The sequence below is a fragment of the Terriglobus albidus genome (assembly GCF_025685425.1).
Classification (GTDB): domain Bacteria; phylum Acidobacteriota; class Terriglobia; order Terriglobales; family Acidobacteriaceae; genus Terriglobus; species Terriglobus albidus.
On the sequence record NZ_JAGTAS010000026.1, the window covers coordinates 35,694 to 55,335 of the forward strand.

15 protein-coding genes and 1 pseudogene are annotated in these 19,642 nt (G+C 56.1%); 14 read left to right on the forward strand and 2 right to left on the reverse strand.

The window, feature by feature from the left end:
- Positions 1-63: 63 nt before the first annotated feature.
- Entirely contained in the window at positions 64-450 is a 387-nt protein-coding gene (locus tag OHL21_RS04395; protein WP_263416034.1) for a hypothetical protein, read from the reverse strand.
- Positions 451-1,216: 766 nt separating this feature from the next.
- Between OHL21_RS04395 and OHL21_RS04400 the strand changes: the two genes are divergently transcribed.
- Together OHL21_RS04400 and OHL21_RS04405 are read left to right on the forward strand one after the other, a co-directional pair.
- On the forward strand, positions 1,217-3,352 hold the full coding sequence (locus tag OHL21_RS04400; protein ID WP_263416035.1) for a hypothetical protein: 2,136 nt from the start codon (positions 1,217-1,219) through the stop codon (positions 3,350-3,352).
- Between the two features lie 75 nt (positions 3,353-3,427).
- Positions 3,428-3,769, forward strand: a complete 342-nt coding sequence (locus OHL21_RS04405; protein ID WP_263416036.1) for a DUF3303 domain-containing protein — start codon at positions 3,428-3,430, stop codon at positions 3,767-3,769.
- Positions 3,770-3,999: 230 nt separating this feature from the next.
- Here the strand turns inward: OHL21_RS04405 and OHL21_RS04410 are convergent, their stop codons facing one another.
- On the reverse strand, positions 4,000-5,088 hold the full coding sequence (locus OHL21_RS04410; RefSeq protein ID WP_263416037.1) for a YncE family protein: 1,089 nt from the start codon (positions 5,086-5,088) through the stop codon (positions 4,000-4,002).
- 166 nt (positions 5,089-5,254) lie between these two features.
- Here OHL21_RS04410 and OHL21_RS04415 point away from each other — a divergent pair, with 166 nt between their 5' ends.
- From OHL21_RS04415 to OHL21_RS04465, 12 genes and pseudogenes are all read left to right on the forward strand, one after another.
- A complete protein-coding gene (locus tag OHL21_RS04415) occupies positions 5,255-6,310 on the forward strand; it encodes a sensor histidine kinase (protein ID WP_263416038.1) in 1,056 nt (351 codons plus the stop codon).
- Positions 6,307-6,942, forward strand: coding sequence for a response regulator transcription factor (locus OHL21_RS04420; RefSeq protein ID WP_263416039.1), 636 nt, complete (start codon positions 6,307-6,309; stop codon positions 6,940-6,942). The genes OHL21_RS04415 and OHL21_RS04420 overlap by 4 nt, the downstream gene beginning before the upstream one ends.
- 52 nt (positions 6,943-6,994) lie before the next feature.
- On the forward strand, positions 6,995-7,405 hold the full coding sequence (locus OHL21_RS04425) for a response regulator transcription factor (RefSeq protein ID WP_263416040.1): 411 nt from the start codon (positions 6,995-6,997) through the stop codon (positions 7,403-7,405).
- Positions 7,392-10,565: an efflux RND transporter permease subunit gene (locus OHL21_RS04430; protein WP_263416041.1), complete on the forward strand. Its 3,174-nt coding sequence runs from the start codon at positions 7,392-7,394 to the stop codon at positions 10,563-10,565. The genes OHL21_RS04425 and OHL21_RS04430 overlap by 14 nt, the downstream gene beginning before the upstream one ends.
- 11 nt (positions 10,566-10,576) lie before the next feature.
- A complete protein-coding gene (locus OHL21_RS04435; RefSeq protein ID WP_263416042.1) occupies positions 10,577-11,755 on the forward strand; it encodes an efflux RND transporter periplasmic adaptor subunit in 1,179 nt (392 codons plus the stop codon).
- Between the two features lie 9 nt (positions 11,756-11,764).
- Positions 11,765-13,198 (forward strand): efflux transporter outer membrane subunit, encoded by a 1,434-nt coding sequence (locus OHL21_RS04440; protein WP_263416043.1) that lies wholly within the window; start codon positions 11,765-11,767, stop codon positions 13,196-13,198.
- A gap of 260 nt (positions 13,199-13,458) precedes the next feature.
- A complete protein-coding gene (locus tag OHL21_RS04445; RefSeq protein ID WP_263416044.1) occupies positions 13,459-15,045 on the forward strand; it encodes a PQQ-binding-like beta-propeller repeat protein in 1,587 nt (528 codons plus the stop codon).
- 207 nt (positions 15,046-15,252) lie between these two features.
- Positions 15,253-15,792 carry a YybH family protein gene (locus OHL21_RS04450; RefSeq protein ID WP_263416045.1) on the forward strand — a complete coding sequence of 180 codons (540 nt, stop codon included), beginning with the start codon at positions 15,253-15,255 and terminating at the stop codon, positions 15,790-15,792.
- Between the two features lie 33 nt (positions 15,793-15,825).
- Positions 15,826-16,641 carry a helix-turn-helix domain-containing protein gene (locus OHL21_RS04455; protein ID WP_263416046.1) on the forward strand — a complete coding sequence of 272 codons (816 nt, stop codon included), beginning with the start codon at positions 15,826-15,828 and terminating at the stop codon, positions 16,639-16,641.
- Positions 16,642-17,485: 844 nt separating this feature from the next.
- Positions 17,486-17,779 (forward strand): annotated as a pseudogene (locus OHL21_RS24450) (chitobiase/beta-hexosaminidase C-terminal domain-containing protein); the annotation flags it as partial.
- Between the two features lie 15 nt (positions 17,780-17,794).
- Positions 17,795-18,598: a hypothetical protein gene (locus tag OHL21_RS04460; RefSeq protein WP_263416047.1), complete on the forward strand. Its 804-nt coding sequence runs from the start codon at positions 17,795-17,797 to the stop codon at positions 18,596-18,598.
- A 45-nt stretch (positions 18,599-18,643) separates the two neighbouring features.
- Positions 18,644-19,531 carry a hypothetical protein gene (locus OHL21_RS04465; RefSeq protein ID WP_263416048.1) on the forward strand — a complete coding sequence of 296 codons (888 nt, stop codon included), beginning with the start codon at positions 18,644-18,646 and terminating at the stop codon, positions 19,529-19,531.
- Positions 19,532-19,642: the final 111 nt, after the last annotated feature.

Sequence of the window (19,642 nt, forward strand, 5' to 3'; positions counted from 1 at the left end):
ACGGGAATCCGGGAACGGATAAGAAAGGCTCTGTTCCCGGCTCCGCTTTGTGCTGAACAAAGATTATTGACAGCTTGTGCTGATCATCTTGAGGCTTGTCACCTGTACGTCCGCAGTTTCGCCGCCGCCCGCTTCCTCTTTTTCTCCTTTCTCGGCTTTGGTCATTCTGCCCATCACGGTTACCTTGTGACCCAGGTGGTCGGACAATTTAACTGTTGTGCTCCTCAGTCCATATTTCTTCCCATCTTGAGTGATGGCGAATTCATCCGCTTCATCGCCCTTCTCGAGGCAACCGGTTATCGTCATCATCTTCCGGTCTTTCTCTTGTGACTCTTTCGATTGACTCTGTGACTCTCTTGATTGATTCCAGGCCTGAGAGCTAATCGGTGCCAGACTGAGAATTGCCAGCAACACCAGCAGATGCCGAGTTCTATTTTCGTTCAGGTTCATGATGTACCTCCGTTGAGTGACGATCAATCGATCATTCACTTGGTAGTTGTGCGGCAAATGCCGCACAAACCCTTGAGCATTTCCCGGTAGGTGCAGCCCCAGAGCATCCACATCCGGTGGGCGTTTTCCGCAATGAAAACGCCGCCCCACGTCGCTTCCGACATATTCAGCCAGAGGGAAAATGCCCTAATCCTCGCTGAAAGCGAAACCCGTCTCAGTTTCCCGGGGGACAACCTCCTGCGAGTCCACAGACAGGCCATCCGATCTGCGTTGACCTGAACGATTGAATGGGGAAGATCTGCCGCATCTTCATCTTCTATGAATAGGCGTTCGCAACGGGTCGCATCTAGAACGCGTGTTCATCTGCCTGATTAACAGCGATCGGCGGTCCATCCATTCGAGAACTTGCGACGCGGAAATTGGATTCGCAAATACTCTCAGGCGTTGCATCCATTGCGGATAAGAGCAGGAACCTTCATTGCTCAACGAAATAAAACATGGTCGCTCGTCTGGGAATCAGCATTCCTTCACCTCTGCCAAAAGTGTGCAATTGCTTGCACACTTGACAACGGACAGGTTTGTCCCCAATATCTTGAGGCTTTCCGGCGGCCAATTTCATGCCTCCCCCGCGAAAGCAGAAGTAAGTTCTCAGATGAATGTCCGCATGCGTGCACCGCGCAGGGGCGAGATCGGCGATGCCGGGAACGGCCCTGTACAAGAACGGATTTCATCGCTGTTGATGGATCCGAGATTCCGGAGCAGAAACATGAGAACAAAATGGATCGCTGCATCTCTTCTGTTCTGCATCGTCGAGGTGGTTGCCACTTTGCAGGCGTCTGCGTTTGCACAGGCTACGCAATCGTCCAGTGATTACACTGCTGCTTTGCCTTCCGTCGAGAAGGTCAAAGCACAACTCAAAGGCACGGATCCTACCGATACCGTTGCGCGCCGGGTCGCCGTCTTCACTTATCTGCAGACCTATATCACGCGCATCGTATACGCACGCCACTACGGCGGTCCCTTCACAGCCGGCGAGCAGAAACTCATGGGCGACTATGCCCAGGCCGCCTATCAGCTCTCGCAGGATTTCACCAGGACCCATACCCCTGCTGAGGTCAAGAGCTTCCAGCAGGTGGAAGGTACATACGAAGTCATGAATGCGTTGGACTGGATCAAGCAGCTTCAAGGTCAGCAGGCTGCCGACACCTATAAAGGAACTGAGGCCTCTCTCGCGCAGAGCTACAAGCAACACGAGGAACGTCTGCAGCAGCAGATGAAACAGGATCAGGGCGGTGGCCGCTCCTCCATTGCAGGTGATCCCGTACTGGACCCTACGGGAATGTTTGCACGAGCGGAGGCGAACAGGGTAAACGATCCGGAACTGCGGCGTTGTCTGGAACTTGGCGCGAGCCTGGAGGCGTGCGAGGGTGTCGGCGCCATTCAGGGTATGGCAAGCATTCTGGTGCCGTTCGCAGAGAAGCCCAACGCGAACGAGCCTCCACCGGCCGCAGGGGTTGTCTTTGTTGGCGACTATCAGGGCAGATCGGGGCTTGCCAGCATCAACTTCGGCTCAGATTTGGGTGGCGCTCCGGTTGCGATCGTACGAGATTGCGGATCGCTCGTTACCACTGTGTTTGATGGACACGAATACACTCTGCGCAAGTCGGGCGGCACGGTGCAGCTCGTACTCGCCAACGAACCCAATCCCATCGTTATCACCCTGCAACCCGATGGCTCTATCTCCGGTCCTGGATCTGTTCTCGTCAAAGGTCGCATCGTCACCGGCTACACTACGACCACGAAAACTGTAATGGTGGATGGCGCACCAGCCGGTCCGCAGGGATATTACTGTAATGGTCCATGCAGCACCAGCTCTTCCATTCCAAACTACGCTCCGAAGATCGAGCGGTGCACGCTTGGCTCCATGGCCTTCACCGCTTCGAAGCCGGCTGCTGTGCCCAAGACAGGCATCGGCTTTGTCGACGCAACGACCACGAGCGCGCCGATTGTGACCGGCTTCCGGATGGTGGGTCGTTATCTTGACAATGCCGGATTGACGCTCGAGTTTCAGAATGATGGTGTCATCCTCGATTGCGGCAAAGCTCATGCAAAATCGCCTTACGTCGTAGAGAATGGTCCGGCCGGCTTTGTCGTTCGTGTACAGAACGGTGGTGGCGCTTTCCTTCTTAACGTCGCGCCTGACAACACGCTCCGCGGCTCCGGGACAACGAGTGTGAACGGCAAACTCGTCGCTTCAATCCGCGGCGACATGGTCAACTTCACCCCGCACTCTGAGAGCTGCAATGTCGGCACGTTCGTTGCCAGAAGCAAACGGAACACGATGCGCGCCTCAAGCGGTCCAATTCCGGCGGCGCCGCCGGACAATTCATCGACGGCTGCTTCGGCCGTAACACCGATGGCGCAGCCTGCTTCGAGCGCAGCCTCCGTGGAAGCCGCCGATCGGGCTGGTGATAGAACTTCAGACCAGCGCACTGCGTTTCGTGTCCTGCTCGATTCCTCCTTCTCAGGAGCCAACCCGCTTGCGGGACAAACAGTATTCGTGATGCGTAAATCCATCGGTAGCGTACTCCGCGAACTCGGAGTTGCAGTTCCCGCCAATGCCGGTCCCGGCGAGGCCATGAAGTCGCTTCAAACTTTGTGCCATTCGCCGCAGGGATGCACGTCGGCCGTTCAGGGCATGAGCCGCTACTACGTTACGGCCACAAAACTGGATGCGTCAGGCAGGGCGATGCTCTCCGCACATACTGAGACGGGCACTTACTTCTTCTTCGCGATCGTCCCCAGCTCGGGTGGTTCGCTTGTGTGGGACATCGCCGCAAATCTTGCAGCAGGCGATAACAATGTCGTGTTCAGTACGGAGAATGCGCAGCAGATCCACTGATGCTGGGTATACGGCAGCGAGAGCAAATAGCCTTGCCGCCGTAAAGAAAAGCATGTGCATTAAGAAGCCCGCACCTTGGACTCAGGTGAAAGAGAGGTTGATTGTATGCAATATATGATCACGTGGAACGAACGCTCGCAGGGCTCGCCCATCGAGTACGAGAATGCACAAAAGCGAATCCTTGAAGTCTTCAGCCCATGGAAGGCGCCAGCCAATTTCAAGATCCATTCGTTCGTCCTTCGTGTGGGGGACTGGGGCGGGTATATGTTGATGGAATGCGATGACCCGCTCGAAGTGCATAAGTTCTGTTCGATGCTGCCTGCTTTTGCATTTGAGGCTCGCCCTGTTGTTCCCGTGGTTGATGCGATTCGTGTGGAACTCGAAGCGATGGCCTACCGTGATGGACTGAAAAAGTAGGGAAGCCAGCCTCGCTCGAATGCCCACCCATCGAATCACGATGATGGGCACCCAGTGTATGGGCGGTCGCGCGAATCGCCTTTTTGTTTGTCATTTCGAAGCGTAAGTGGAGAAATCTGCTTCTCTGCCGCTGCTTCCTATTAGCCCAAACATAAAGCAGATTTCTGCGAGATGAAAAAATGTCATCCGAGCTGATTGTTCATCAGAAGCGGATGACACGGCGATAATCGTCAACGGCGGCTGGCCCAAGCCAGCCCGTCGGGCTCACCTCCAGCGTCAATATGCCCCACCACCTGCCACATGGTGAGATCGACGACGGCCACATAGTTGTCTGGTCCACAGGAAACGAAGGCGCGCTTGCCGCCCGGCTCGACAAGAATGCCAGCAGCGCCGTGACCGATCGGCACACGCTTGAACTCCTTGCGCGCGGCCACATCGTAGACTACCAGATCGCCGCGACCCAGCAGGGAAATCAAGGCGTACTTGCCGTCAAGCGTAAACTTGAGCCGGTTTGCGCTCTTCACGTCGGCCTGCAAGGTTGCCACATTCTTCTTTGCAGCTATATCAATCACCGAGATCGTGCCGTCCTGCGCGTTCGCGGTCCACAACTCGCGCCCATCGGGAGTTACATCAAAACCCTCATCTCCCGGACCGACGGGAATCAGAGTCTGTTCCCACATCGTACGCGGCCGGCCCATTCCTGGAGGCGATCCTGAGGGTGCTCCCGGAGGTGGCCCTCCAGCATTGCCTGCAGGCATTGGCGGAGGGCGAAACGCCATCGGTTTCTCTTCCAACGCGCTCACCGTGGCTGAGGACACATTGGTTGTATAAATCTGCTTCTGATCCGGAGTGACAAAGATCATGTGCGTGCGATCCTGCCCCGTGCCCATGATCCAATCGATCTTCTCGGTCGTAGGATCAAGCCGCGCAATCGCCTTCGCACCCTCTGCGGTAAACCAGAGCTTGCCGCCTATATAAGTCAGCCCGTGCGGGCCGTTCAGCGCGCCTGTGTCTATATCCTTGAGCGGTTTTCCGCTCACGAGGTCAATCACATTGAGCACATGGTAGGCGCCTCCGCCATAGATGGAGACGTATGCTCTTCTGCCATCGTCAGAGGCAATCACCTCATGAGGATCGGCGCCTACCGGAGCGCTGGCCAGTACCTTCAGAGACGTCGGATCAATGATCGAGAGAGTGTGGTCTCGTTTCGAAAGCACCAGCAGCGACTGCTGTGGCATCTGTGCAGTAGCTGTCCAGGCTGCAGTGGCAAGAACGATACCGGCTACCAGAGATCTAGAGTAAAGCGGGAGACGCCGCATTGTGACCCCTCCTGGAGATGGGCAGATTTTAGAGCATTTTCCCTGTTGCCGGGTATTCCGGAAACTGCGTGCAGCGGCATTTTTATCGGGGAAAACGCCCATAGATGCGGAAGCTCTACACTACACCTATAGGGAAAATGCTCTAGGAGCGATCGGTTATTTCGTCGTGAAGCGCCTCTCGATAGCCCGGGATCTCAGTCCGTTGCAAGCTGACCTGCTCGCAGTTGTGGCATGTGTCATCGCTTTGCCGCTTGCCTGGGAGCTGGATGCGCCTTCCTCCTGCCTGCTGCTTGCGGTTATGGTCAGCAGCCTCTATGGCGGCCGCCGTTCCGGATATATTTCGGTCGTGCTTGGGGCTGCGCTCTTTTATGTTTTCTTTCTTACGCCGCAGTTCAGTCTGTTTCACCAGCGGGGAGAGTTTCTGCGCCTGCTTGTATTCATCGTGGCCATGGTGCTGGCAACAGAGCTGATTGCGGCGAGGCATCGTGCTGAGGAGTCGCTTCGTCAGACTCAGACCAAACTCGCACAGGCGACACAGACGGCCACGATAGCCGAGTTCTCCGCCTCAGTGGTTCATGAAATCAGCCAGCCGCTCAGCGCGGTCGTGGCACATGGGCAAGCCAGCTTGCGGTGGCTGCAGGCCGATCCTCCGGATTTCGTAAACGCTCAGGCTTCAGTCGAACGCATCGTTCGAGACAGTAAAGACGCCGTCGGTATCATTAAGGGCCTGCGGACGCTCTTCCGCAGATCGCCGCTGCAGAAGATCCCTATCGATCTGCGGCCCGTCGTCAGCGAGGTCATCTCGCTGGTGCGTAGCCGTGCGGAGAAAGACGGAATCCTTGTCGAGGTACAGCTCGCGAAAGATCTGCCATTGATCTTTGCCGATCGTATTCAACTGCAGCAGGTGCTCATGAACCTGGTATTGAATGGCATCGAATCCATGCGGGATGTCACCAGGCGGCCAAAGTCATTGACGATCCATTCGCGAGAGCAGGATGGCATGCTGTTGGTGGAGGTTCGGGATCAAGGGATCGGCGTCCAGAACTTCGACAAGGTCTTTGAGACCTTCTTCACCACGAAAGAAAACGGAATGGGGATGGGTCTCTCCGTCTGCCGCTCGATCATTGAGGCTCACGACGGTCGTCTGTGGGGAACGCCGGGACCAATTGTCGGAACGGTCTTCAGCTTTACCATTCCGGTTTTTCGGGAGCAGGTTGGATGAGCAAAAGCGCGCCAATCGTCTATGTTGTCGATGACGACTACAGAGTCCGGGAGGCTCTGCATGCGCTGCTCGCATCGGCGGGCTACGAGGTTGCCGTCTTTGACTCAGCCGCGTCCTATCTGAACTTCAAGCGTCCGGACAGGGCCGCATGTCTCATCCTCGATCTCGATCTTCCCGGCATGAATGGCCTGGAACTGCAACGAGAGATCGCCGGAGAAAATACGCCTCCCATTGTTTTTCTTACAGCGCACGGAGATATTCCCTCTACGGTCAAGGCGATGAAGGCAGGCGCAACCGAATTTCTTTCAAAGCCCTTTGATCAAGATGAGTTGCTGCGAGCGATTGATGCCGGCATTCAACTCGATGAAACGACACGAGCCAGACTGGCTGAGCTTGATGCCATTCGGAAGCGGTACGCTTTGCTGACTCCGCGCGAGCGCGAGGTACTTCCCTTCGTAATCGCGGGACTTCTAAATAAGCAGACCGCATGGGAACTGGGCACCAGCGAGATTACGATTCGCATCCATAGAGGCCAGATTATGAAGAAGATGGAAGCAGAGTCCCTCGCAGACCTCGTTCGGCTCGCCGCCAGGCTTGGAATAGAACCCGCGTCATCTAATACAAAACGATAATTGTTGGCCGCCACCGGATTTCCTACGATGAAACTCGATCGCAGGAGATTGCATGGCCGCAGGAAAACCATCCCGTATCGTTGCGGTCGTCGATGACGACTATCGCGTGCGCGAATCGCTGGAGCAACTCTTTCATTCTGCAGGCTTAGAGCATGTCCTCTTCTCCTCAGCGGAGGAGGCGCTTTCCTATGAGGAGGCGCAACAGATCGGTTGCCTGGTCACCGATGTTCGCATGCCGGGCATGGACGGCTGCGAGCTGCAGCGGCGGATTGGAGAGAAGCTGCCGGACCTGGCCGTTATCTTCCTCACGGCTCATCAGGATGATGCCGTGTACCGTCACGCCCGGCAACATGGAGCTTTTGCCCTGCTCTACAAACCATTTGATGGTGAAGAACTTCTCCGCCTTATAACACTGGCCCTGAGGTGGAACCGCACACAGGAGGCTTTCGATGTGGATTGTTAGGCTGGCGCTTTCGCGCCCGTACACCTTTGTCGTTCTCGCACTTCTACTCTTCCTTATCAGTCCGGTAATGCTGATGCGGACACCGGTCGATATCTTCCCTTCGATCAATATTCCGGTCGTAAGCATTATCTGGACCTATAACGGCCTGGTGCCTGCCGAGATGGAATCGCGCATCACTTCCATCTACGAGCGCGCTCTAACCACGACGGTGGGCAACATCGATCACATCGAGTCGCAATCGCTCAACGGAGTCTCTGTTATCAAGGTCTTCCTGCAGCCGCAGGCGAATGTGGATGGAGCGATTGCGCAGGTCACGGCCGAGGCACAGGCTACGCTGAAGCAGCTTCCCTCCGGCATCACCCCGCCACTCGTGATTCAGTACAGCGCCTCCACGGTGCCTATTCTGCAACTCGGCCTGAGCGGAAAAGGGCTTTCAGAACAACAATTGAATGATTTTGGGGCGAACTTCATCCGTCCACAGCTTGCCACCGTTCCCGGCGCCGCGGTTCCCCTGCCGTTCGGCGGCAAGGTTCGCCAGATCATGGTGGACATCGATTCGGCGCAGCTCACCTCCAAGGGGCTCTCTCCGGTCGATGTGGTCAACGCCATCAATGCACAGAATGTGATTCTGCCCTCGGGCTCAGCCAAGATAGGCAAAACTGAATACACTGTGGGCCTGAACGGCACACCGGTCACGGTCGACCAGCTCAATGCGCTTCCAGTAAAGACCATCAATGGCGGATCCATCTTCATGCGCGATGTCGCCAACGTCCGCGACGGGTTTGCAGTGCAACAGAACATCGTTCGCCAGGACGGCCAGCGTGGCGCCCTGCTTACGATTGAAAAGGCGGGCAGCGCCTCGACCCTTGCCATCGTCGCCGGTGTCCGATCGGTATTACCTCGTATCGCGTCAACGCTTCCACCGGAGTTGGTGATGCGTCCGCTCGCCGATCAGTCCGTCTTCGTCAGAGCGTCGCTGAACGGAGTTTTACGCGAAGGCATGATCGCTGCCTGCCTCACCTCGATCATGATCCTGGCCTTTCTTGGGAGCTGGCGCAGCACGCTGATTATCTGCATCTCAATTCCGCTCTCGATCCTTACCTCGCTCCTCATTCTCAGCGCGCTTGGCGAAAGCATCAACATCATGACACTCGGCGGCCTGGCGCTTGCAGTCGGTGTGCTGGTCGACGATGCGACCGTGGAGATCGAAAACATGCAGCGCAACGTGGCCATGGGGAAAGATCTTCGCCAGGCCATTCTCGACGCCGCGCAGGAGATAGCCGTACCCGCCTTTGTCTCGACCATCTGCATCTGCATCGTCTTCGTGCCGATGTTCTTCCTCACTGGCGTTGCGCGCTATCTGTTCGTTCCTCTCGCGGAAGCCGTTGTCTTTGCACTATTGGCCTCTTACTTCTTCTCACGCACTATCATTCCCACGCTGGTGATGTTCCTGCTCCCCAAAGAGGTGGAGGAACACCGGCATCCCGCGTCAGACGCCAGGCCTGGCCGCTTCGCCCGGCTCCATCAGCAGTTTGAAGCTGCCTTCGACCGGCTGCGCGATCGTTATACTCACCTTCTCTCGCAATGCCTGGAACATCGCATCATCTTCGCGGCGTGCTTCGTTACCTTCTGCCTCGGGAGTGTGTTGCTTATTCCCTTGCTGGGGCGCGACTTTTTCCCCTATGTCGATGCCGGACAGATCCGTCTGCACGTCCGGGCAAAAACCGGTACTCGCATCGAAGAGACCGCGCGTCTGGTCGACGAGGTTGACCGATATGTAAGGACCCAGATCCCCACAGAGGAGATGGATGGAATTCTGGATAACATCGGTCTGCCGACCAGCGGCATCAACCTTTCGTACGGCAACGGCGGCACCATTGGAAATGCAGATGCCGAGGTGCTGATCTCACTCAATCAGAAGCACCATCCGACGGCAGAGTACGTGGCACACCTGCGCGAAGAACTGCCGAAGCGGTTTCCAGGAACATTGTTCTTCTTCGAGCCTGCCGATATCGTCAGCCAGACGCTGAACTTCGGTGTTCCTGCTCCAATCGATATCCAGATCGCCGGCAAGGACTTCGAGAGCAATTTCGCTCTTGCCTCTCAAATCGCAAACAAGATGCGATCGGTTCCCGGAGCGGTGGACGTTCATATCCAGCAGCAGATCGATCAGCCGCGACTGCAATACGACATTGACCGTACTCGTATTCAGCAGGTGGGACTGACGGAGCGTGACGTCGCCGGGAACGTGCTCGTCTCCCTCAGCTCCAGCTTCCAGACGACGCCAAACTTCTGGCTCAACCCCAAGAACGGCGTCTCCTACAACATCGCCGTACAGACGCCGCAGTACAAACTCAGTTCCATCGACGCCATCGGAAATATTCCCATCAACTCACCCAGCGCGCCCACGCCGCAGCTCTTCGAGAACCTGGCCACGATGAGCCGGACCTCTGAACCCGCGGTAGTGAGCCACTACGATGTGCAGCGCGTCATCGACATCTATGGCAGCGTGCAGGGGCGCGACCTCGGCGGGGTTGCCAACGATGTACAGAAGATCGTGGATGACGCATCGCATCATCTTGTTCGCGGCAGCCGCATCATCACCCGCGGACAGGTAGCGACGATGCAGGCATCCTTTACAGGACTCTTCGCCGGTCTGGCATTCGCCATCGCGCTGGTCTATCTGCTGCTGGTCGTGAACTTCCAGTCATGGACTGAAGCCGTCATCATCATCACGGCGCTGCCCGGCGCCCTGGCCGGTATCTGCTGGTTCCTCTTCCTGACGCATACCTCGCTCAGCGTCCCGGCACTGATGGGAACCATCATGAGTATCGGAGTCGCTACGTCGAACAGCGTACTGATCATCACCTTCGCCAACGAACACTTCCAGGAGAACAAAGATGCTATGAAGGCGGCCATAGAAGCGGGGGCGACCCGTCTGCGGCCGGTCATCATGACGGCGATGGCCATGATCATCGGCATGATTCCGATGGCGCTCGGCTTAGGCGACGGAGGCGAACAGAATGCGCCTCTCGGACGGGCAGTAATCGGTGGCCTTCTCTTCGCGACCGTTGCAACGCTGTTCTTTGTCCCCACGGTCTTCGCGCTGATTCGTAATAAGCGCAGCACAAATTACGCCCTCACGTCGGGCAATGCATAGGGAGATCAACCATGACTGCACACACCCCATCTATTCCAGTTTCACCTTCTTCCAAAGGCAGACGGCTGCTGTTCTTCCTTCTGGTTCCAGCGGTGCTCTGCATTGCCGGAGTTCTGACACTCAGCCTGCGAGGGCGACAGACGAGAGCCCTCGCAGCAACCACACGCGCCTTGGAATCGGAGCCGGTCTCTGTCATCCACGCCAAAGCGGGCGCCCCTAACAGCGACCTCACGCTGCCCGGAACCTTACAGGCCTACTCCGATTCGCCGATCTATGCCCGGACCAGCGGCTACGTCTCGCACTGGTACGCCGACATCGGTGCCCATGTGCGCCAGGGGCAACTCCTCGCCGAGATTGACTCGCCTGAGATCGACCAGGAGCTGAATCAGGCGCGTGCGACCGTAAACCAGGTACAGGCGAACCTTACCCTGGCGAGTGTCACGGCGAAACGCTACCAGGAACTGATCCGGACGAACGCGGTTTCGCAGCAGGAGGTGGATCAGAACAACCAGAACCTCGAGGCGCAGAAGGCGAACCTGCAGGCAGCCGCCGCGAATGTGAACCGGTTGCAGCAGATGCAGAGCTTCGAGCGTGTCGTGGCGCCCTTCGATGGCGTCATCACACAACGCCGGACGGATATCGGCGACCTCGTCAATGCCGGTAACGGAGGCGCGGCCTTTGAACTCTTCCGTATCTCGAAGATCGACACTGTCCGCATCTTCGTTCCGGTGCCAGAAGCTTACAGCCAGCAGATCACTGACGGGCTGAAGGCAACTCTGGAGCTCACAGCGATTCCGGAAAGACAATGGATCGGCAGCGTCACCCGTAACAATCACGCAATCGACGCCGCTTCACATACGCTGCTTACAGAGATCGATGTACCGAACCCGAAGAGTGAGCTTATGCCCGGCGCCTATGCCACGGTGCGTCTCCGCGTCTCGCAACCGGTCTCGTCTCTGATCATCCCGTCCGGATCTGTTCTCTACCAGGCAACCGGACCGCAAGTCGCCACCGTGACCGCGCAGAACACCATCCTGCTCAAGAAGATCACTGTGGGACGTGACTTCGGCGACTCCGTGGAGATCACAAGCGGCATCTCGGCCAACGATGCAGTCGTATCCAGTCCGCCGGACTACCTGATCGATGGCATGCACGCAGACATTCAGAACCAGACGGCAGGCCAAAACTAAGAGGGGACTATGCAGATCAAGCAGCGTTTCACTTCAGCCGGTCTCGCCAGCGCCTTCACCGTAGTGTTAGCGGGTTGCATGGTTGGCCCGAACTATAAGAAGCCTGTCGTCCCGGTACCGCCAACGTTCGCCGGTGCAACCGCGTCCGCCGACAATTCCCAAAGCCCTATTGCATATACCAATTGGTGGAAGGTCTTCAACGACCCTGTACTTAGCGACCTGGAGACCCAGGCCGATCAGGCGAATCGCGATATCAAAATCGCTGTCGCTCATGTCGATCAGGCATCCGCCTTTACCCAGGGCGTGCGCTCGCAGTTGTATCCGACCATTGGCATCGGCGCATCCGGGCTTCGCGCACGTGAAGCGCAGAACCGTCCCAACAACGGCAATACGGCAGGACATGCAGCCACGTATAACGATACGCAGCTATCTCTGGCGGCCAGCTATGAGTTCGATGCCTGGGGACGCATCCGGCGTTCGATCGAATCTGCCCGGGCAACACAGGAAGCGTCGCACGCGGACCTTCGCTTTGTAACGCTTTCTGTCGAGTCCGATGTTGCGGTGACGTACTACAACCTCCGGCAGACAGACCAGGAGCTGCAGATTCTTAGCAACACCATCGATACACTCCGTCAGAGCCTGGACCTGACGACGAGCTTATTCCAGAAGGGCTTGAGCAGTGAGTTGGAGGTAAAGCAGGCACAGACGCTGCTCGATCAAACCACAGCGCAACAACATGCCGCCGAGTTGCAGCGAGCGCAGATGGAGCATGGCCTGGCGGTACTGCTGGGACGCACGGTGGAAAGCTTCTCCTTACCTGCTGCGCCGCTGCAGTCCCTTCCTCCACAGATCCCCATCGGCCTCCCGGCCAACCTGCTCGAGCGACGCCCTGACATCGTGGAGGCCGATCGCTCCGTCGCTGCTGCCACAGCACAGATCGGCGTTGCAAAGGCTGCCTACTTTCCGCAACTGTCGCTTACGGGCCTGGCTGGATATGAGAGCAGCAATGCAGCCCATCTGCTCAACTGGCAGAACAGTATCGCCTCCCTTGGAACTTCTGTGGCCGCGCCTCTCTTTACCGGCGGCAGACTGAAGGCCGGTGTGGAACAGGCGCAGGCTGTGTACAGACAGTCATTGGCGCAGTACGAGAAGACCGTCCTTGGCGCCTACCGCGAGACCGAAGACCAGCTATCCGCGCTTCATTTCCTGGAACAGGAGGCCGACGCACAAGGCAGGGCGGTGCAGGAAGCACAGCAGGCACAGGCCATTGCAACAGCAAGATACAAGAGCGGCCTTGTAAGTTATCTCGATGTCGTCGTCGCGGAGCAGACGGTGCTGGCGAACGAGCGTAGCGCCGCCCAGATCGCCGGAGAACGCATGGTCGCCTCAGTCGTGCTGATCAAGACCCTGGGCGGAGGATGGAATGGGACGGCAACTCCATAGAACAAAAAACCTGCAACTCGGTGCATCTATCCAATAGCGGAATGAAATTGACATGGAAGGTCCGGAGGGGAAGACCAGTTAGTGTGCGTGACGAAGCAAATAATTGCAAAGTAGAATGCTATATAGGGTACACTTTCCAGGTGATCGTGGGCCCTTCTCAAAGGTTCGCTCTATTCAGATGCCGGGCCAAAGAGGAAGCTCAACCGGGGCCGTGATGGAAGGTAAATAGCTGACGAGCCTCGATCCGGAGAAAGGTGCTTATGATGGAGCGTCGTTTGATCCTTTCCTTGTTCATGCTGGTTGGTTTTCAATCGGCAGCTAACGCGCAGGTTCTGACTGCCCAGTACGATAATTCCCGAACCAGCGCAAACCTTCACGAGACGATTCTGAAACCATCGAATGTCAACTCTCGTGATTTCGGGAAACTATTTTCCCGGACCGTAGATGGGGATGTCTATGCCCAGCCTCTGTACATGCCCGCGGTTGCGATTCCTGGAAAGGGAACCCGCGATGTGGTCTTTGCCGCGACGGCGCACGATAGCGTGTATGCGTTCGATGTGAACGGTACGAGAGATGCTCCCTTGTGGAAGACCACTTTTATTGACCCTCGACGTGGCATTACGACCCTGAGCGAAGGCGATGCATCCTGCCCGTTCATCACCCCCGAGGTGGGAATCACTCCGACCCCTGTCATCGATGCAAGAAGCAAGACAATGTACGTACTCGCGCGGACCAAGGAGCATGGCGCATTTGTACAAAAGCTGCACGCGCTCGACATCACCAACGGAAAGGAACGCGCGGGCAGCCCGGTCGTGATCTCGGCGACAGTGCCGGGCTCGGGCGTTGGAGCTGTGAATGGCAGCGTTAGCTTCGATCCCCTCATAGAGAATCCCCGTGCCGCGCTGCTGCTCGTCGGTGGCAAAGTATATATAACCTGGGCTTCATCCTGTGACGTCGGCCCTTATCACGGCTGGATGATGGCATACGATGTCCGCACGCTGCGACAGCGCGCCGTGCTGAATACATCTCCGGATGGTGCGAAGGCTGGAATCTGGCAGTCCCATGCGGGTCCCGCGGCGGATGAAGAAGGCAACATCTATGTTGCCACTGGCAATGGTGACTTCAACGCGGCGAAGGCGAATGGCCGGAATTTCGCCGATAGTCTATTGAAGCTGCGTCTGGAGGGTCCGAACCTTGTGGTGCGGGACTACTTCACACCCTTCAATGAGAGGATTCTGGATTCCAAAGATCAGGACCTTGGAAGCCAGGGGCCTGTCTTACTTCCGGTGCAAATGGGAGCTCATCCGCATCTGCTCGTAATCGCCGGGAAGGAGGGCAAACTCTACATGCTCGATCGTGACAAGCTCGGAAAGTTTCACGAGGGGTCTGATACCGACGTTGTGCAGACAGTCAACGTAAAAGGCGCGTATGGAGCTGCGGCATATTGGAACGGCCATATCTTTTTTACAGATCGAAGCTATGTAACCCACGACTTCGCGCTCCAGGGAGGCCATCTCCTTCTGAAGGGCGTGACAGCCAAAATGCCGTTCCTGGCAGCAACACCTACCGTCTCGGCTGATGGAACGAAGGATGCAATTTTATGGGTCGTTTCCACAAAGGAGTGGAACGAAGCACACATGGACCGGCCAGCGGTCCTGCATGCATATGATGCGAACGATATTTCGCATGAGCTCTACAACAGCGAACAAAATAGTAAGCGCGACCGTGCCGATATGACCGTTCGCTTCTCAATACCTACGGTTGCGGATGGCCACGTATTTATCGGTGCACGCGGCCGGTTAGATGTCTATGGATTGCTCAACAAAAGTACTCCTCCTGAGAAGTAAGCTCCGAGGTCGTGATTTCTCAGGCTCTTGATATGCGTACGCTCTCCGATTCGGACACTTCGGGTGAATCGATCCTTCAATGTTGTGACGGATCGACTCGCCGGGCCCCAGCTGAACCTGCAGGGGTGTCCGGTGTTTCAAAAATTCCGATGCGCGATGTCGCATCCGTACTATTGCCGGGCGAGTACGGTGGTTACTGTCTCTCCTATGACAGACAAAACTCTCAACCGCCGTACCTTTCTCTCCGCCGCTGCTGCCGCGACGGCCATGCACGTCAATCCTCTTCTTGCCCTCTCACCCGGTGTACAGGAAGGCGCTGAAGCCTTTCTTAAAAGCTGGGTCACCGCCTGGAACCGTCATGATGCTCGTGCTCTTGCGTCGCTGCACACAGAGGATGCCATGACTATCAATCGATACGGCACCCTGATCCGGGGACGCGCCAGCGCGGAGGAAGCGCTGTCGTTTCTGCTCGGGCCGCAGGGACCGTTCGGCGACACAGTGTTTCCTCCCATGAAGATCGTTGCATTGCGTGAGATAGCTCCCGGCGTGGCTATCGTTCAGTCGAGCTGGGGCGCCCCGGTGCTGGGGGCAAACGGAAAAACAGTTCCCGGGCAGTTCAATGAGATGATTCTGACCTACACTCTGGTAAAGCGCGGAGCCGACTGGAAGACGACTCAGATTGACGGCCATAACGTAGAGAAGATGGATCTTCCATACTCCAGCCCCGATCAGAAGAAGCAGTCCTAGCCCGAAAAGTAGACTCGATCCACGGAGAGCAGGATGCTGACCGTTCACAATGCGCCTCCCGACCGCCGGCTTCGACCGTTCATCCGTTCCTACGTGCAGCGCGAGTCGCACCTGAAAGGAACCGAGCTGGTCGAACCGGTGGTGGCTCGGCTGGGGGCGGTACTTGAGTTTCAGTTCGCCGATCCCTATGAAGTTCCGATCTACGGAATCGACAAACCGAATCCTTCAGCTCCCATCACCCTCATTGGCCCGATCACCTGGCGCAGAGCCCGAATCCTCATTCGCGGTCATGTGGAAGCGTTGGCTGTCCTCTTTCAACCGCTTGGCTTCCATGCCCTCTTTGGAGTGCCTGTCTCTCCCCTGGCGGATGAGGGCACGGAAGGACAGGGCCTGATTGGGCCATCCATATCAGCATTAAACGAACGCCTGGGAAATACAGCCAACTTTCAGGAGCGCACGCAGCTTCTCGATATCTTCTTTCTGAATAGATTGACGCAGGTTCGACCGCTCGGTTCCGTCGGCATGGCGCTCGAGCGGCTGATTGCTCCTGGCCGGCAGGTCGCAGTCTCCGACCTTGCCCGGCAGGCCGGTATCAGTCCACGACAGTTGGAACGGATCTCTCTCCAGTACGCCGGGATGCCCCCGCAAACGATGATGAGGATCGCCCGCTTTCAACGAGCGCTACGTTTGAAGGTTGAAGATAAGCTCTCGTGGACGGAGGTCGCACACGCCACCGACTATCACGACCAGATGCACATGATCCGCGACTTTCGCGCCTTTGCAGGCAACTCGCCGGTTCGTGCATTCGAGCAATTCAAACCAGACCATCTCAGCAGATTGGCGCTATGATGTTCTCGCCTTTTCGATGAGTGCTGTTGCCTGCTCATCTTTGGATTTGGGAGTCCATAGCAAAATGTTGTCATCCTGAACGTAGTGAAGGACCTGTTTTTTCAACGCTCGGATAGCAAAAGCACTTCATGATTTATGGCATGAACTAATGACTCAGGACACTAGAGCAGGGTTTGTTTTTTGTTTGTCATTTCGCAGCTATCGGGGTCCCCGGCCAGCTCTGCTGGCTGGGGTAAAAGATAGCGGAGAAATCTGCTTCTCTACCGACACTCTTCCGGTTAGTGAAAAAGATGGATCGCGCGTAGCGGCATAAGCGCGTTCATCGGTAAAAGCCGTCCTGATGGGATGGTTCCTTGCTACTTCGCAGTGTACTGCGGGGAAGACAGTTGCTGGAGGGCTCGATGAGCTGCCAATGAACTGGGTGGGAGATCTCGCGAAGCAAGATTGCTTTTCTCGTCTTGGATTCACGAAAGTATGGGTGGAGAAGCAGATTTCTCCGCTCCCTTCGGTCGCTACGAAATGACAAACAAAAAAACCGTCGCGCATAGCGCTGCTCTGCTCTTGTATTGCCATCGAATGATGAGGATCACCACATTTGGGAGGTCTATCATGGCGAGCATCAATATATATCTTCATTGCTTGATCTCTTGAGGACAAGAACTCTCTTCACAAGGCGGGTGTTCCAAATCAATCTATAAATAAGTTATTGACAAGGGCATTGAGCCATGTGAGACTGCCTCCCGCACTCAACGAACCCAAATAGACGGTCGCCTAATTCGAGCCACAGTCCTTTCTGGATTTCGATGATTTTCCGGTGTGCTGGTACACAGTGTTGAGGTGGGATATGCCTGCATTTTTGTGTGTTACCGGGCCCTTGCTGGTTAGATTCAAATATCTGGGGAAGAGAGTGGTCTATGTTGTTCTCTCGCTCATAGCCGTTTTTTGGGCTACTTTTGCGGCCAGAGCTCAATCCATAGCGATACCCACGTTCTCTCCCGCGCCGGGAATCTATACCACGTTGCAACTCGTAAGCATTAGTGACGTAACAGCCGGCACTACGATTTACTACACGACTGACGGCACATCACCGACAAGCGCGTCGAACCGGTACACCGGACCGATCACAGTAGCCACGACCGAGACGCTAAATGCCATGGCTATCGCGCCAGATTCGTCAAGTTCGAACATCGCCAGTCAGGCCGCGAGTGCCAAGCGCCCTCTTCCTTTTTCAGCTCCAGGCCGTCTTGACGTGATCGCGCCTCAGCATAGCCTTAGACTTGCCGAGGAAAATGAGATTACACTCCGCCCCCGTGTGGCGGGTTTGACGGAGGTGGAGACCCTGCAGGTTCAATACATACCGGACCGCATGGCATCCCAGCCACGGGCCGTCTTTCCCAAAGAGGGATGGGCAATACTGCCCCTCTTGTACCACTCAGACGGAAGCGCGTCGATCAGGGTGATCCCACGATCGCTTGGGCGGCTCGCACTTCGGATCACCGCGAGATTTCCGGATGGCGGTGAAACAGAATCAGAAATCGCGTTCGATGTCCGCCTAACAGAACAATCCCCAGAGAAGATCGTTGTTGGAAGTTGGTTCGACCCAACTAGAGAGGCTAGTTGGGAGTTCACCTACCTTGATCCAAAGGAACTTACTCGCGGACTCGCCATAAGCGCTTCCTATAAGGATGTAAAAGGAGAGTTCAACATCGACCCGTCCTTCGCATCCTTTCATGTGAGACCTGAAAATAATGCCAGGCCGGCGATTGATATCGATGGTACAAAAGGCGCGATTAAGCCGCTACATGTTGGAGAAGCATTGGTCGAAACGAGTTTTGGTGGGTGGACAAGCCTGACCTGCGTAATCGTCAAAGATCACAATGACTCTAATTTCCGAAACCAAGGCTGTAAATCGTTGCTTCGTCCTGGTGAAGAAATTGGACGGTCAATCCGAAAGTGACGGAAGTTTCCCGGCAGAAGATGGGGATTGAGGGGAGATGATAACGTGTTGAATTCAAGTGTCATCAATGCTGCAGTGCTGTACGCATTACTAACAAGCGGCAGCGAACCCAATTGCGTCAAGCCCCTTCCAGAAAATCCCATGCAGCCGCAGATTCAACAGCAACAAGTACAGAGCCAGGCACTCGCCAGCCAGGTCGCGACTCCCAAGCGCCCTATCCCCTTTTCAGCTCCCGGTCGTCTGGATGTAGCCGCGCCAGCGCATAACCTCAAACTCGCTGAGGAAAATGAGATTACGTTTCGGCCCCGCGTGGCCGGCCTGACGGAAGTGGAGACGGAGCAGTTACGATACGTAACGGAACGCAACTCGTCGGTAACGCTGCCTTTCCGTCCTGAAGGGGGATGGGCAAAGGTGCCTCTTTTGTATCATCCGGACGGAAGTGCCTCGATCAAAGTAACACCACGATTGCTTGGACGGCTTGCACTTCGGATCGTTGCGAGGTTCCCGGATGGTGGGGTAACGAATTCAGAGATCATGTTGAACGTAGAACCACCAAACCGATCACCTGAGAAACTCACCGTCGGCGATTCTCCGTGGGTAAGAACATTTCTAGGTCCTAAGGAGCCCGTTCGCTTTCTCCCCATATCTGCCATTTATAAAAATGTGAAAGAGGAAGTCACAATCAATCCTGCGTTCGCGTCCTTTCACGTGAGGTCCGAAAATAACGCCTCCCCTGCAATCGCTATAGATCCCGCGAGGGGAATGATCAAGCCACTAGGCGCTGGAGAGGCATTGGTCGAAACCAGTTTTGGTGGATGGACAAACCTGACCTGCGTAATCGTGAAAGAGAACAGGGAGTCTAGTTTCCGGAACGAAGGCTGCAAATTGATGCTTCGTCCTGGAGAAACAGTAGGCATGTCAATTCGAAAGTGATCGCTGTTTTCGTTGGGGGAAGTCCGAAGCGATATTATTAGTGCCCTCTACTCCGGAGGATGATACGTGTTGGATTCGAATGTCATAAATGCTGCGGTGCTATGCGCACTG

Coding starts and splice junctions, on each gene's coding strand:
- OHL21_RS04400 (WP_263416035.1), top strand. CDS start 1,217: ATGAGAACAAAATGGATCGCTGCATCTCTTCTGTTCTGCATCGTCGAG.
- OHL21_RS04425 (WP_263416040.1), top strand. CDS start 6,995: ATGGCCGCAGGAAAACCATCCCGTATCGTTGCGGTCGTCGATGACGAC.
- OHL21_RS04440 (WP_263416043.1), top strand. CDS start 11,765: ATGCAGATCAAGCAGCGTTTCACTTCAGCCGGTCTCGCCAGCGCCTTC.
- OHL21_RS04410 (WP_263416037.1), bottom strand. CDS start 5,088: ATGCGGCGTCTCCCGCTTTACTCTAGATCTCTGGTAGCCGGTATCGTT.
- OHL21_RS04455 (WP_263416046.1), top strand. CDS start 15,826: ATGCTGACCGTTCACAATGCGCCTCCCGACCGCCGGCTTCGACCGTTC.
- OHL21_RS04420 (WP_263416039.1), top strand. CDS start 6,307: ATGAGCAAAAGCGCGCCAATCGTCTATGTTGTCGATGACGACTACAGA.
- OHL21_RS04450 (WP_263416045.1), top strand. CDS start 15,253: ATGACAGACAAAACTCTCAACCGCCGTACCTTTCTCTCCGCCGCTGCT.
- OHL21_RS04445 (WP_263416044.1), top strand. CDS start 13,459: ATGATGGAGCGTCGTTTGATCCTTTCCTTGTTCATGCTGGTTGGTTTT.
- OHL21_RS04430 (WP_263416041.1), top strand. CDS start 7,392: ATGTGGATTGTTAGGCTGGCGCTTTCGCGCCCGTACACCTTTGTCGTT.
- OHL21_RS04460 (WP_263416047.1), top strand. CDS start 17,795: ATGGCTATCGCGCCAGATTCGTCAAGTTCGAACATCGCCAGTCAGGCC.
- OHL21_RS04435 (WP_263416042.1), top strand. CDS start 10,577: ATGACTGCACACACCCCATCTATTCCAGTTTCACCTTCTTCCAAAGGC.
- OHL21_RS04395 (WP_263416034.1), bottom strand. CDS start 450: ATGAACCTGAACGAAAATAGAACTCGGCATCTGCTGGTGTTGCTGGCA.